Below are 13463 nucleotides of genomic sequence, written 5' to 3'. Positions count from 1 at the left end.
TTTTTATGTTAGTAGGTCGCTTTAGCCTGCGAATGCGTCTTGCAGTGGCGGTACAACCTGCTTTTTACGGCTCAGTACGCCATCTAGCCATACCTTCGAGTCTGCAATCTCAGCACCATAGGCTTTGGCTACTATGCCTTCATCATCAGAGGCGATCAGCATTTGCGAACCTTCCTTCATGATGTCGGTTAACAGTAGTAATACGCTGTGGCGGTTGCCTTCCTCTTTCAGCTTGGCGATATCCGCTTCCAAGTCGGCCTTGATATCGTCAAATACAGACAGGTCGATCACTTCCAGCTGGCCGATGCCAACCAGGTTACCGTTCATGTTGAAGTCTTTGAAGTCACGCATAACCAGGTCGCGTGCCGGCGTGCCTTCAACGGCAGATTTTACCTTGAACATTTCCATGCCCAGCTCTTTCGGGTCGTCGATACCAGCGATTTCTGCCAGGGCTTCAACGCATTTGATATCGGCCGTAGTGCAGGTTGGTGATTTGAAAATGACGGTGTCGCTCAGGATGGCGCACATCATCAAGCCAGCGATGCCCTTAGGGATTTCCACATTGTAGAAGTCATACATCATTTTGATAATGGTGTTTGAACAACCTACCGGGCGGATCCAGCACTCAAGCGGAGTTGAGGTAGTCAGATCGCCAAGTTTATGGTGGTCGACTACGCCTACTACGCGGGCCTGATCGATATCATCGGGAGCCTGAGTTTTTTCGGTGTGGTCAACGATATACACATCTTCACCGGCATAGCTCATTTTAAGCTCTGGGGCTTCGAAGCCGAAACGGTCAAGGATAAATTGCGTTTCCGGTGATAATTCGCCTAAACGGGTTGGGATCGCTTCTTCACCGATCTGGTTTTTAAGGTATGCCAGTGCAATTGCACCGCAGATAGAATCAGAATCAGGGATCTTGTGTCCCACTACATACATGGCCATTGTGACTCTCCAAAATACTTTGCCCCTATTGTAACAATAATTAACCGCTCTGGGGTAGCGGCAAATGGGCTGATTGAGGGCGACTTTTTGGTTACACTGGGGGTCATTATTTTTGCTGGGTGCACCATAAGCTTGGCAGTTAGCTCCAAGCGCAACAGCTATTTTTACCATTAGAAGGATAAATTCGTATGCCTGAACTTCCAGAGGTCGAGGTTAGCCGTTTAGGCATAGCTCCCCATGTTGAAGGGCGCACCATCACCAAAGTGAGTATTCACCAAAACCAATTGCGTTGGCCTGTAAGCGAGCAAGTCTATGAACTAGGTGGAAAAATCATTGAGTCCGTGAGCAGGCGGGCCAAGTACCTGTTGCTGCATACCGACGAAGGAGCGGTGATCCTGCACTTAGGCATGTCCGGTCATTTACGTGTGGTGCCTATTAATGAGCCGCTTAAAAAGCATGACCATGTGGTATTTGATTTCGACAACGGCTTGAGTTTGAGGTTGAACGACTCCCGTCGTTTCGGCGCCTGTTTGTGGCAGGAGCTCGACAGCCTGCATTCGGTGTTTAGTAAACTTGGTCCCGAGCCGCTGACCGATGATTTCGATGCCAGCTGGTTATTTGCCAAGTCGCGTAATAAGAAGCAGCCTATTAAGCAGTTTCTGATGGATAATCATGTGGTGGTTGGGGTGGGCAATATCTATGCTAACGAATCACTGTTTAAGGCCGGCATTAACCCCAAGCGTGAAGCCGGCAAGGTAAGCCTAGCGCGTTATCAGAAGCTCACGCCGATCATCAAGGAAACCTTGGCCGCGGCCATTGAGCAAGGTGGCACAACCCTGAAGGATTTTGCCCAAAGTGATGGCAAACCGGGTTACTTCGCTCAGCAATTACTGGTGTATGGCCGTAAGGGTCAGCCTTGTGTTGAATGTCAAAGTGAGTTGACGGAAATTCGTCTGGGTGGGCGCAGCACTGTGTATTGCAAGCGCTGCCAGCGCTAGTGGGTGAATGTGTAGGTCGGGGTTTGCCGCCATGGATGGCGGTAGTAGAGCAATACAGGAGCACATTGCCGAAAGGCCGACAATAGAGCATGATTCTTACCATGTCGTTGCAGGTCGGCCTTCAGGCCGACAAATCTGCACCTTTGCTTAAATGTCGGCGCAGAGCACCGACCTACAAAAATACAAAATTGCCTTATAGCTCAAAGGGCGCGACGCCAATACCTTTGATTTTATAGCCGGTTTTGGCGATATCACCGCTCCAGCTTTCAGCACTCATTACCCCGGTCACGACTATGGCGTCATACAGGCTTTCGATAGGCACGCCATCGGCTATGGTGACATGTACAATTTGATTTGGCGGCGGTGGTGGCACATGAATACAGGCGCCGAAATAGGGCACCAGCAGAAACTCGGTGATCACCTCGCTGTCGCCCTCAAGGGGTACCACAAAGCCTGGCAAACTTACTGTTTTACCATTGTATTTTTGCACCACGGGAGCGTCTAAATTCGGTTGCACCCAGTTTTGGTCGGCGCCTTCGTGACTGGCGGCGGAATTACGGGTATCGACGGTCACATGCCCCTCGGGCACTAAATCTTCCCAAAAAATTTCCACCGGTTCATTGGCGAAAGAGGCCACACTCACACAGGTTAATAGTACGGCTAGAAAACGATTAAATAGACTCATAATAATCCTAGGTCTTAACACTCATCCCATCATGCAGGGAATAAAAATAGGCACGGACTGCGGGGATTAAGCCGACAATCCAGGCTGCCGCCATAATAACGGCGATCAGCATAAGTTCATAGCGTGAGATACCTTGAAGATCGATATTGATACCGGCCTGAGCCTGTAATTGTGGCTGTGCCAGCGTCAGCAAAAGATAACTCAGGGCGACTCCGAAGCTGGTGCCCAGCAGGCTGATCAATAAGGACTCCATACTCATCAAGGAGAATATATGCCAGGGTTTAGCGCCCACCGAGCGCAAAATAGCTAGCTCACGGCGTCGTTGCGACAGGTTGGCCAACAAGGTGGTAAGCATGCCCAGCAGGCTGACCAGCAGCACCACGATAGAGAATAACAGCAACAGCTTTTCGACCATGGCCAACATGCCCCATAACTCTCGCAAGGTGACCCCGGGCATAATGGCCATCAGGGGTTCGCCTTTGTAGTTATTAATATTGCGGCGGACCTGCAGGGTATAGAGGGGGCTGTCAAAACCCATTAAAAAGGCGCTGATCTGTTTGGGCTCACCGATTAAGTCGGCAGCATGGGGCTCGTTATGGTTATGTTGTTCTTCATCTTCATGATGCGCCTGTGCACTGTGTAATTGCGCGATGGCAATCAAAGGGACATGCAGGGTTTTGTCCACCGGGGTGCCGGTGGCGGCGAGAATGCCTACCACAACCAGTGGTTTGTCATCATGGTGATGAAAACTGGTTTTACCCATGCCATGGGCGACGACAATATTATCACCCAAGCCATAGCCCAAGCGTTTGGCCACTTCGGCGCCAAGCACCACTTCGTTGTCCTCTGCAAAGGGAGCGCCGCTGCTAAAGCTAAGGTGCTGCTTTTTGCCATATTGAAAGTGGCTAAAGTAATCGCCGGTGGTACCAAGCACCGCATAGCCCTTGTGGGTATCGCCCAAAGACAAGGGCAGCGCCCATTTAATGCCCTTTTTGCTGCTGATATCTTTATAGCTTTGCCAGCTCACGCCATTATTCATATGGCCGATGCGAAATACCGAGGCGAGCAGTAATTGAATATCGCCGGTACGGGCACCGACGATCAAATCCGTGCCAGACACTGTGGCGGCAAAGCTTTCCTTGGCCTGCATACGTACTCTTTCTATGGTGAGTAGCAGCATTACGCTAATGGCTATGGTCAGCAGGCTTAACAACACGCTGGCGCGGCGATTGAGCAGGCTTTTACTGGCTAATTTAAGCAAGATCATCGGCTGCTCCTTGCAAGTCATCCAAGTGCACCACCTTGGAGAACAGTGGTGCCAGGCTTTGCTCGTGGCTAACAAACACCACGGTGGCACCGGTTTTATCCGTTTGCGCAAACAGCAACTCGATAAAGGCCTGGCGATTGGCTTCATCCAACGCCGAGGTAGGCTCATCGGCAATGATGATTTCCGGGTCGCCGATCACCGCGCGGGCAGCGGCCACCCTTTGTTGCTGACCTATGCTCAGGGTATTGACTGGCTGTTGATGAAACTGCGGTGCTAATCCCAGCTGGGTAAGCAAGGTGTGGGCGACCTCGTTAAGTGACGCTTGATGAGCCAGAGCCCGTTGCTTGCGTAATTTGGAAAAGGCGCAGGCTAGGGTCACGTTTTCAATGGGGCTTAAATAGGATAGTAAATTAAAACTTTGGAAGATGTAGCCCAGGTGGTCGGCGCGAAATTGATCGCGCTGGGCGCTACTCAAGGTCTCGATGGCGGTACCGTTAAGCCTGATGCTGCCGCGCTGCGGTGTTTGAATCCCGGCCAGCAAGGACAACAGGGTGGATTTACCGCTGCCGCTGGGGCCGTGTAAAAACAGATGTTCTCCCTTGGCAATATGCAGAGCGTCTATGCTCAAGGTGGGTTGGTCGGTATGACCCTGCCAGGAAAACCACAACTTATCTATGTCTATCATTGGCGCCGTTATATCTTCTTGTTCGCTGCGCTTAGCTTATCACGAGCGTCTGAGCAAAACAGGGGGTTGCGATTAAGCGCCGTTACCAGCGCCAATAGGATAACTTCTTACGCATTTTAAACTGGCGTAGCAGATTAAGTGGTTTGCGTTTGAGCTCCTTGCCGTCTGAGTCTATCAGGTCGTTGGTGGCCGCCAGCACTCTGACACTGGATTGCCCATCCTGATAGGGGTGCAGTTGTTGGCAAAAGGCCTCGATATTGGCCATAAGCTCGGGTGGCTGATTAAGCGCTTCGGCAATGGCGTCATCCACCTGATCCGCTTCGGTGATATTAAGCAAATGTGGCCCCGGAGCCTGGTTATTAAAGGTCACCACTGGGCGGCGCAATAATAAAAACATCAATAAAATCGAAGATGTGTCACAGAGCATGACGTCAGCAGCTTGCAGCAATGGAATAACGTTGTCGGTCTCAACAAAGGTGAGATTCTCATCCTGCATCGCCTTGTATTGGTCGACTATCTCTGTCGCCATCTTGGGATGGAATTGCACCAAAATACGGTATTTGCCACTGTCTCTCAGCTGTTTGACTTGTTTAATTAATACTGGCGCAAGAGACAGGCGTTTGGAAAATGTGGAGCAGATTAACAGCGTTGGGCGTGTATCCGTAGCTGAGACATATGGGTTGTCAGAGATGGTTGAAAATAAGGAATCAAGCATTGTCCAACCTGTTTCCCTGACACGGAAAAACCCCATCTCTTTAGCTTGCTCGGTAAATGGGCCTGTGGTGTTGGGACCCTGAGTACAATAGAGGTCAAAGCAACCGCGAATAGTGAAATGATCATTTTTACCACGGCTGTTAAGTTTGCCAGCATCAAATCCATGGAATACAGCCACTTTTTTACCGGGGAAAAAAGTGGGCAAAATATTCGCAGGTGCAAACGTGGCGTGTGGATCCCAGGCTTTGATTTCGTCAATGCTATGGAGACGCTGTTCATCCTCGGCTAAAAAGTCAGGGTTTACTTCGGAGCCTTCTAAAAACCACTTCACTTCTCCGCCATGAGCAAGAATTTGTTTTTGCAATGGGCGCAAAATTGCATAGGAGTAATTTTGCGATATATACATTAAATAACGTTTACCCTGAGTGCTGCTTGCTAAATCCACTAGAAGGCCCTTAATCGATTAAGATGTTCTTTAGTTTACAGCAAGATGAAGAGCGAATGACAGATGCAGGCGCTAGTTTTAGGCGTGATTAGAAAAGATAGGACAAAAGTCCGCTTATGGCGGCGTTTTTCTTTATCTTCGTGTCCAGCTAGCTTATCATAGCGCGCCTAAAGTCTTGGTTGCCGTGAGCGCTGCCAAGGCCAAGCATTCGCCTCTCAAGCCCTTGTTGGAGTAGCCATGAGCAATTATAAAGTCTTAGACATTAATGACGATTTACCTATTCGTACCAAAGGACCCGTGCACAGCGGCAAGGTTCGTTCGGTATACTGGTTAACCGAGCAAGACAGCGCGCGCCTAATTGCCGAAAAAGGCTATGCCGTACCAGAGGGCACCGAGCTGGCGCTTATGGTGATTTCTGACCGCATCTCTGCATTTGACTGCATCTGGCAGGGTGAAGAAGGTCTAAACGGCGTACCAGGGAAAGGCATTGCCCTTAATGCAGTGGCGTCACACTGGTTTAAGCAGTTCGATGCCGCGGGTTTGGCGGGCAATCACATTGTTGATATTCCGCACCCTTATGTATGGATCGTGCGCAAGGCCAAAACCGTTAGGGTAGAAGCCATTGCTCGTCAATATATTACCGGCAGCATGTGGCGCGATTATGCCAAGGGCATTCGCAGCTTCTGTGGTATCGACTTACCCGAAGGCCTAGAAGCCAATCAGAAGCTGGAAGAAGTGCTGATCACGCCTTCAACCAAGGGCATTATAGAGGGCCTAGATGATGTGCCGGCGGTGGACGATGTAAATATCACCCGCAAGAATATCACCGACCACCTGGACGCCTTTAATTTCAGCAGCGAAGCCGATGTGGCCAAGTACGAGCACCTGCTGACGCAAGGTTTTGAATTGATCAGCGCCGAGCTGGCCAAGCTGGATCAGATCTTTGTTGATACCAAGTTTGAGTTTGGTTATGTGGAAGACATGAATGGCAATGAACAGCTTATCTATATCGATGAGGTGGGCACGCCGGACTCTTCACGTATCTGGGATGGCCCGGCCTACCGTGATGGTAAGATCATTGAAAACTCGAAAGAAGGTTTCCGCCAGTTATTGATCAATAATGTGCCGGACAGCGATGTATTGTTGAATAAAGACCGTATGGATGAGCGTGAAGCCCTGGCTAAAGCGTACAAGTTGCCGGTAGAGGTGATGATGCAGGTATCGCAAACCTATGTGGGGATAGCCAGCAAGATTGTCGGTGAGCAACTGGAAATTCCAGCGGATCCACGCAGTGAAATTATTGCCATTCTCGATAACGAATATCAGTTAATCGACTAATTTAACTTCCCCTGTTTGAAAATACCGCTCACCTAGGTGCAGCGGTATTTTTTTATGTGCCTTCCCCTTTCACTGCTTTGCCTAGGCCGAGAGACGATTCAAACTGGTCACAGTGGCATTTTTAAGCAGGTAAAAACTAGTTCTTAATCCTTATATTTGCGCGCAAATCTAAAAATTAAGAATTAACTTTAGTATGATGCACAACATTGTTAAAACAGTGTGAATAAGAAATGAAGGTTTTCTTTGATGTATTGCACTTATACTATCTTCCCCAATATTTACCCCTGTATAAGCAATTGCTGCAGCAAGGGGCGGCGGTGTGCTTCGTATTTTACAATGAGCAGGATAAGGCGTTAAAAGAGGCGGCTGATGCAGCCATAAAAACACACAAGCTACCTGTGCATTGGCTCGAGAGTGAGGATGAATCCCTCGACTTTTATCGTCAATGTGATGGCGAGTGGATTATTTTTGGCAAAGCTTTTGCCCAAATGCAGGTGTTAAACCAAAGCAAAAAAACCGTATTAATGCAGCATGGTATTGGCCCTAAGGCCTGTTATTACCATGCTTCAAATAATGCGGCTAGCGTACGCTTCGTTGAAGGTGAGCACCGTTTAGCACGTCTTGAGAGCCTGTATCCAAATGATAAGTTTGTCGATACCGGATACGCTAAGCTAGACCCTTTGTTGCAAAGCCAGGCTTTTACATCGCAGCACAGCCTGGAAGATCTGGGTTTAGACCCAAATAAGCCAACCTTACTCTATGCGCCGACATTTTATCCCAGCTCCATAGAAATGATGGAAAAAAATTGGGTGGATGAATATGCCCACTGCAACATTATTATTAAGCCGCATTTCTTTTCACTAACGAGAAATAAATACCAAAAACAACAACAATTGCTCAATAAGTGGGCGCAGCGCAAGCACGTCTACCTGGCGGCTGTCAGTGAGTTTAATCTGGTGCCATTTATGGCTTTGGCCGATGTGATGATATCCGATGCATCGTCGGCAATTTTCGAGTTTTTTGCCCTTAAAAAGCCGGTTATCTGGTGCAATTTTTATAAATTAAGGTGGTCATATCGCGGCCCCTTTGCCTATAGATTTAAGGCAAGATTAGACTCGGATATCGACTACTTTGAGGCCTTAACCTTCAAAGTCGATAAAGCCAAGCAATTGCCTGGAGCGATCGAGCAAGCGCTGTCGCAACCACAGGCAAAACATAATCAAGACAACATAAAAACAATAACAAAGCTCGCAGGGAAGCTGGATGGGCTAAGTTCTCAGCGAATAGTAAGCTTCTTATATGACAATTAAAGTTATTACCTTTGGTACATTTGATGTGTTCCATGTCGGCCATGTAAACCTGTTACAAAGGGCCGCAAAACTCGGTGACGAGTTAATCGTTGGTGTCTCCTCCGATGCGTTGAATAGACAGAAAAAAGGGCGTGCGCCTGTGTATTCGCAACAGGACCGTCTGCGTATCATTGCCGCCATGTCGGATGTGACCCGAGTGTTTGTGGAAGACTGTCTCACTCTTAAGCGCAGATATATCAAAGAGCATGGTGCCGACATCCTGGTTATGGGTGATGATTGGCGCGGAAAGTTTGATGAATTTAATGATATCTGTGAGGTAATTTACTTGCCGCGCACTCCGAGTATTTCGACCACAGAAATTATCGAAGTGGTGCGACAGCCAGAGTTCTGCTAACGTCCATGTTATTGTTGCAATAAGTATCCAATGACAAGGTGGTGTATGAGCCAGCAAATCACCGTGGCGCAGCTGAATGCACAGCTGCACAACCCCAAGCTAAAAATCTTTGATGCCGGCATGGTACTCCCGGGTAAGTCGGGCGAATATGCGCCGGCGGCGGTCATTAAAGGGGCGCAGCGTTTTGATATTAAAAGCGCTCTGGCCGATAACGCCAGCCCCTGGCCTAATACTTTATGCAGCGCCGCTCAATTTGAGCAACAGATGCAAGAAGCTGGAGTGAGTCAGGACTCGGAAGTGGTGGTCTATGACGACCAGGGCTTATTTAGCGCCGCCCGAGCCTGGTGGATGTTTAAGGCCTTTGGTTTCGATAACGTTAAGGTGCTGCGTGGCGGTCTACCAGCATGGCGCACCGCCGAGTTGCCGGTGCAACAGGGCTGGCATAGCGCCGAGGAGCGAGGTAATTTTAAAGCCTCCTCACGGGCTGACTTTTTTATTAACACCGAGCAGGTGCTCGCGGCTATCAACGATACCTCGACCTTGTTGCTTGATGCCCGACCGGCGCAGCGTTTCAGTGGTGAGATGGCCGAGCCCAGAGCAGGCATGCGCGCCGGACATATTCCCAATGCCAAGAGCTTGCCTTATGCCGAGTTAATAATAGATGGCGAGCTACGCCCACAGGAAGAGTTGCAGCAAGCATTGGCGCAACTGCTTGAGCAGGATATTCAGAGATTGCAGTTTAGCTGTGGCTCAGGCATCACCGCCTGTATTTTAGCGCTGGCAGCCTATGAGTGTGGCCATAGAGAATTACAGGTTTATGATGGCTCTTGGAGCGAGTGGGGCGCTCGTCATGAGTTGCCGCTGGAGAAATAAGGCACTATTCAGGATTTAAGTTAAATAAAAAGGGCAGTATCAACTGCCCTTCCTCGGTATTACTTGTGGTAGCTTAAGCAGGCTTCCACCTCTTCTTTTGAGCCCAAAATCACAGCCACGCGCTGGTGAATTTGCTCTGGCTCTATATCCATAATGCGCTCATAACCGGTTGAGGCCAGGCCGCCGGCTTGCTCTATCAGCATGGCCATAGGATTGGCTTCATAAAGCAGACGTAACTTGTACGGTTTCTCTGGGTCTTTGGTGTCTTCCGGGTAGGTAAATAAACCACCACGGCTAAGCACACGGTGAACATCGCCTACCATGGCGGCAATCCAACGCATATTGAAGTTGCGACCGCGCGGTCCGGTTTCACCGGCCAATAGGTCGGTAATATAGTTTTGCATCGCCGGCTGCCAGTGGCGCTGGTTTGATGTATTAATGGCGAATTCTTTGGTTTGCTCCGGCACCTTGGCAAAGTCCTGAGTCAACAAGAAGGTACCTTGGGTTTTATCCAGGGTGAAAATACGTGTGCCCTGGCCCGTGGTAAGCGCCAGCATGGTCGATGGGCCGTAGAGCACATAACCTGCGGCTACCTGCTGGTCACCCTTTTGCAAAAAGATATTAGGATCAGCCGGATCTGCATCCTTTGGCGCGCGCATAACAGAGAAAATGGTGCCAACCAATGAATTGATATCAATGTTTGATGAGCCATCAAGAGGGTCAAATGCGACTATGTATTCTGCGTCTGGGTTACCCGCAACCGTGCCCGGCTCTTCTTCCGAGGCGATGGCCTTAACATAACCGGACTCTAAAAGGATGTCTTTCAACAGCTGGTTGGAAAGTACATCCAGTTTCTTTTGCGTTTCGCCCTGGATGTTTTCATCCAGTGTAGAACCTAGCACACCAGACAGGGCGCCTTGGCCAACACGGAAAGAGATTTCTTTACAGGCCGCTAAAATAGTACGGATAAGTGAAATAAGGTCATGTGAGCAACCATCTTCAAGCAAGACTGGGGGGAGTCGTCGCATCTTAATTGTTCCTAAGTTTTATGGGGTCTACACGACATTTTAAAGTGAGAGGATGTCGTCTAGATTACGCTGTCTATTTATCGCTTTGTGGTTGTAGACTCAAGGCAGAGAGATATACTCAAGGCTTATAAATTCCACAGCCAACCTACGATACCAATAACAACAAAAGTGAGAATTATGCCAAGTACGCAGATAATACGAATAGCACTGTTTCTTTTGTTCTTGCCTATGATAACCCAAGCGCAGGCAGCAATTAAGTCTATCAGCCAATTTACTCAAAATATGAGCAAATATCCTGGCTATTTCACCTTTTATTATGCCAATGATGAGGGCAAGCTTTATCTTGAGGTGGATAAGCTGAAGGCGCCGTTTCTATTGCAGCAAAGCCTGCCCTATGGTTTGGGCTCCAATGATATAGGCTTAGACCGTGGCCAGTTGGGTAATACCTATTTGGCGCAGTTCGAGCGTATGGGCAACAAGGTGATGTTGCGTGCCTTGAACACGAATTACCGTGCCTCAAGCAGTAACAGTGCAGAGCAGCAAAGCGTGAATGAGGCCTTTGCCTCCAGTATTCTATATGGCTTTGAAGTGCAGGCCAGCACGGATTCCCGAGTGCTGCTGGACTACACCCCTTATCTGCTCAGTGATGTGCACGGCGTTAGTCGCACCCTGGCGGCGCGTAAGCAAGGTAACTTTAGTGTCGACACCAGCCGCAGTGCGGTGTTTATGCCGCGCAGCAAGTCATTTGTGAAAAATACCGAACTGGAAGCGGTGCTCACCTTTACCGGCACTAAGCCTGGTGAGTATGTGAAACAGGTGAGCGCTGATCCTTACGCCATCAGCGTGAATATGCATCACTCATTCGTTGCCTTGCCGGACGATAAATACCAGCCACGAGCCTTCCACCCGCAATCCGGGTATTGGAGTATAGAGCACAAGGATTATTCGGCGCCCTTGGGCGAGAGCATGCTGGTGCGCTATATCCCGCGCCATCGCCTGGCCAAAAAACACCCCAATCAGGCCGTCAGCGAGCCGGTGAAACCCATTATTTACTACCTTGATCCGGGCGTGCCGGAGCCGGTGCGCAGCGCCTTGCTCGATGGTGGCAAATGGTGGAATGCCGCGTTTGAAAAAGCCGGTTATAAAAATGCCTTCCAGGTCAAAATGCTGCCCGAGCATGCCGACCCCATGGACGTACGCTTTAACGTTATTCAATGGGTGCATCGCGCCACTCGAGGCTGGTCGTACGGCAGCTCAGTGATAGATCCGCGCACCGGTGAAATTATTAAAGGTCATGTCACACTAGGTTCGCTGCGTGTGCGTCAGGATATCCTGATTGCCGAAGCCCTGGCCGCTCCTTATAAAAAGGGTGATGAAGTCACCGCCGAGTTGCAGGCCATGGCGCTGGACAGAATTCGTCAGCTCAGCGCACATGAAATTGGTCACACCCTGGGAATAGCCCATAACTTTGCCGCTTCGCCCAAAGCGCGTGCTTCGGTGATGGACTACCCGCATCCCTTGGTCAGCCTGGACGAGCAGGGTGTGCTGGATATATCAAAAGCCTATGCCAAGGGCATGGGCGTGTGGGATGAGCAGGTGATTAAATATGGTTATGGCGATTTTAGCCGCCAAAACGAGGCTCAAGCCTTGGCCAAGATCCTTGCCGAGAACAAAGCCCTTGGCCTGGAGTTTATCTCCGATAGAGACGCCCGTGCTCAGGGCGGCGCCCATCCCAATGGTCATTTGTGGGATAACGGCGATAACCCAAGTAAAGAGCTGGAACGCGTGATGGCGGTACGGGCCAAAGCCCTGTCCCGTTTTGGCGTTGATAATATCAAAGCCGGCACCTCCTTATCTCAACTTGAAGAAGTGCTGGTGCCCTTGTATCTATTCCACCGTTATCAGGTGGAAGCCGCAGTCAAGCTGATCGCTGGTGTGGATTACAGCTACGAGGTGCGTGGTAAAGAGCAGGTGCAGGGCGCGCAAGTGGTCGATGCCGGGGTGCAACGTCAGGCTTTGGCCTCGCTGCTGCTTACTTTGGATGCCAAAGAGCTGGTGGTGCCGGAGTCAATTCTGGCCTTGATCCCGCCTAAAGCCTATGGCGAATACAACACCCGCGAAAGCATAGTGGGCCGTACCGGTCTGACTCTGGATGCCATGGCTCTGCCTGAAGTGGCGGCAAACCATAGCTTGAGCCTGCTGTTACACCCAGAGCGCGTTAATCGTCTGGCGCAGCAAGGTGCCCGCTCTGAACTGGCCTATAATCTGGATACCTTGCTTGATACCCTGGTGAAGCGGGTATTCGACAATAACCATGGCAATGCCATGGAGGCAAAAGTGCAGCACCGTATTCAATGGTTGACGGCACAGCACTTTGCCAATCTGGTTGCCAGCGATAAGGTGGCACCTGAGGTGCAGGCCCAGTTCAAGTTTTACCTGCAGCGTGTGGCTGATGACTACAGACAAAACAAGCTGCTAGGTAGCGTTAGCTCAGGGGAGAGCGCCTTTAAACAACATCTGGCCGATGCCATTAATCATTTCCTTGAAACCGGTCAGTGGCAACAAGGCTTTAAGCCATTACCCTTACCACCAGGCTCGCCTATTTAGGGAGACCCTAGGTAGATTGGCAAGGCTAAATTTGGCATCATATAAGGCCGCGCAATACTTAGGGTCTGTTTATCTTTGCGGTTAACTTTATGTTCAATCTAAACGCATTCTGATCACGACGCTCGTTATGATGCATAGTCATTCTATGTTCATAGCGAGTAACACAGAGCAGGA

The 13463-nt window shown here is 49.8% G+C and carries 12 protein-coding genes; 6 read left to right on the top strand and 6 right to left on the bottom strand.

Annotation, left to right across the window (positions count from 1 at the left end):
* Positions 1-21 precede the first annotated feature (21 nt).
* Positions 22-945 carry a manganese-dependent inorganic pyrophosphatase gene (locus C2M35_RS05845; protein WP_105214751.1) on the bottom strand — a complete coding sequence of 308 codons (924 nt, stop codon included), beginning with the start codon at positions 943-945 and terminating at the stop codon, positions 22-24.
* A gap of 188 nt (positions 946-1133) precedes the next feature.
* On the opposite strand from C2M35_RS05845, the gene mutM reads away from it, so the two are divergent.
* Positions 1134-1943 carry a bifunctional DNA-formamidopyrimidine glycosylase/DNA-(apurinic or apyrimidinic site) lyase gene (gene mutM, locus C2M35_RS05840; RefSeq protein ID WP_105264821.1) on the top strand — a complete coding sequence of 270 codons (810 nt, stop codon included), beginning with the start codon at positions 1134-1136 and terminating at the stop codon, positions 1941-1943.
* Between the two features lie 193 nt (positions 1944-2136).
* Here the strand turns inward: mutM and C2M35_RS05835 are convergent, their stop codons facing one another.
* From C2M35_RS05835 to C2M35_RS05820, 4 genes are all read right to left on the bottom strand, one after another.
* The gene (locus C2M35_RS05835; protein WP_105214747.1) at positions 2137-2628 is read right to left on the bottom strand and encodes a DUF3299 domain-containing protein; all 492 of its coding nucleotides are present in this window, start codon (positions 2626-2628) and stop codon (positions 2137-2139) included.
* 7 nt (positions 2629-2635) lie between these two features.
* On the bottom strand, positions 2636-3895 hold the full coding sequence (locus C2M35_RS05830; protein ID WP_105264820.1) for an ABC transporter permease: 1260 nt from the start codon (positions 3893-3895) through the stop codon (positions 2636-2638).
* On the bottom strand, positions 3882-4580 hold the full coding sequence (locus C2M35_RS05825) for an ABC transporter ATP-binding protein (protein WP_105264819.1): 699 nt from the start codon (positions 4578-4580) through the stop codon (positions 3882-3884). Before C2M35_RS05825 ends, C2M35_RS05830 begins: the two co-directional genes overlap by 14 nt.
* An 82-nt stretch (positions 4581-4662) precedes the next feature.
* Positions 4663-5700, bottom strand: coding sequence for a CDP-glycerol glycerophosphotransferase family protein (locus tag C2M35_RS05820; protein ID WP_105200305.1), 1038 nt, complete (start codon positions 5698-5700; stop codon positions 4663-4665).
* A 276-nt stretch (positions 5701-5976) separates the two neighbouring features.
* On the opposite strand from C2M35_RS05820, the gene C2M35_RS05815 reads away from it, so the two are divergent.
* The 4 genes from C2M35_RS05815 to C2M35_RS05800 all read left to right on the top strand — a co-directional run bounded on the left by C2M35_RS05815 (position 5977) and on the right by C2M35_RS05800 (position 9654).
* On the top strand, positions 5977-7077 hold the full coding sequence (locus C2M35_RS05815) for a phosphoribosylaminoimidazolesuccinocarboxamide synthase (protein ID WP_105214731.1): 1101 nt from the start codon (positions 5977-5979) through the stop codon (positions 7075-7077).
* A gap of 230 nt (positions 7078-7307) precedes the next feature.
* Positions 7308-8387 (top strand): CDP-glycerol glycerophosphotransferase family protein, encoded by a 1080-nt coding sequence (locus C2M35_RS05810; protein ID WP_105200171.1) that lies wholly within the window; start codon positions 7308-7310, stop codon positions 8385-8387.
* Positions 8377-8781, top strand: coding sequence for an adenylyltransferase/cytidyltransferase family protein (locus C2M35_RS05805; RefSeq protein WP_105258183.1), 405 nt, complete (start codon positions 8377-8379; stop codon positions 8779-8781). Before C2M35_RS05810 ends, C2M35_RS05805 begins: the two co-directional genes overlap by 11 nt.
* Before the next feature lie 45 nt (positions 8782-8826).
* Entirely contained in the window at positions 8827-9654 is an 828-nt protein-coding gene (locus C2M35_RS05800; protein ID WP_105264818.1) for a sulfurtransferase, read from the top strand.
* Between the two features lie 59 nt (positions 9655-9713).
* Here the strand turns inward: C2M35_RS05800 and C2M35_RS05795 are convergent, their stop codons facing one another.
* The gene (locus tag C2M35_RS05795) at positions 9714-10682 is read right to left on the bottom strand and encodes a class 1 fructose-bisphosphatase (protein WP_105264817.1); all 969 of its coding nucleotides are present in this window, start codon (positions 10680-10682) and stop codon (positions 9714-9716) included.
* 177 nt (positions 10683-10859) lie between these two features.
* Between C2M35_RS05795 and C2M35_RS05790 the strand changes: the two genes are divergently transcribed.
* Positions 10860-13289, top strand: a complete 2430-nt coding sequence (locus C2M35_RS05790) for a zinc-dependent metalloprotease (protein WP_234000029.1) — start codon at positions 10860-10862, stop codon at positions 13287-13289.
* Positions 13290-13463 lie beyond the last annotated feature (174 nt).

The organism is Pseudoalteromonas sp. T1lg76 (assembly GCF_002964725.1).
Lineage (GTDB): Bacteria > Pseudomonadota > Gammaproteobacteria > Enterobacterales > Alteromonadaceae > Pseudoalteromonas.
This window is presented reverse-complemented; position numbering and strand designations above follow the sequence as displayed.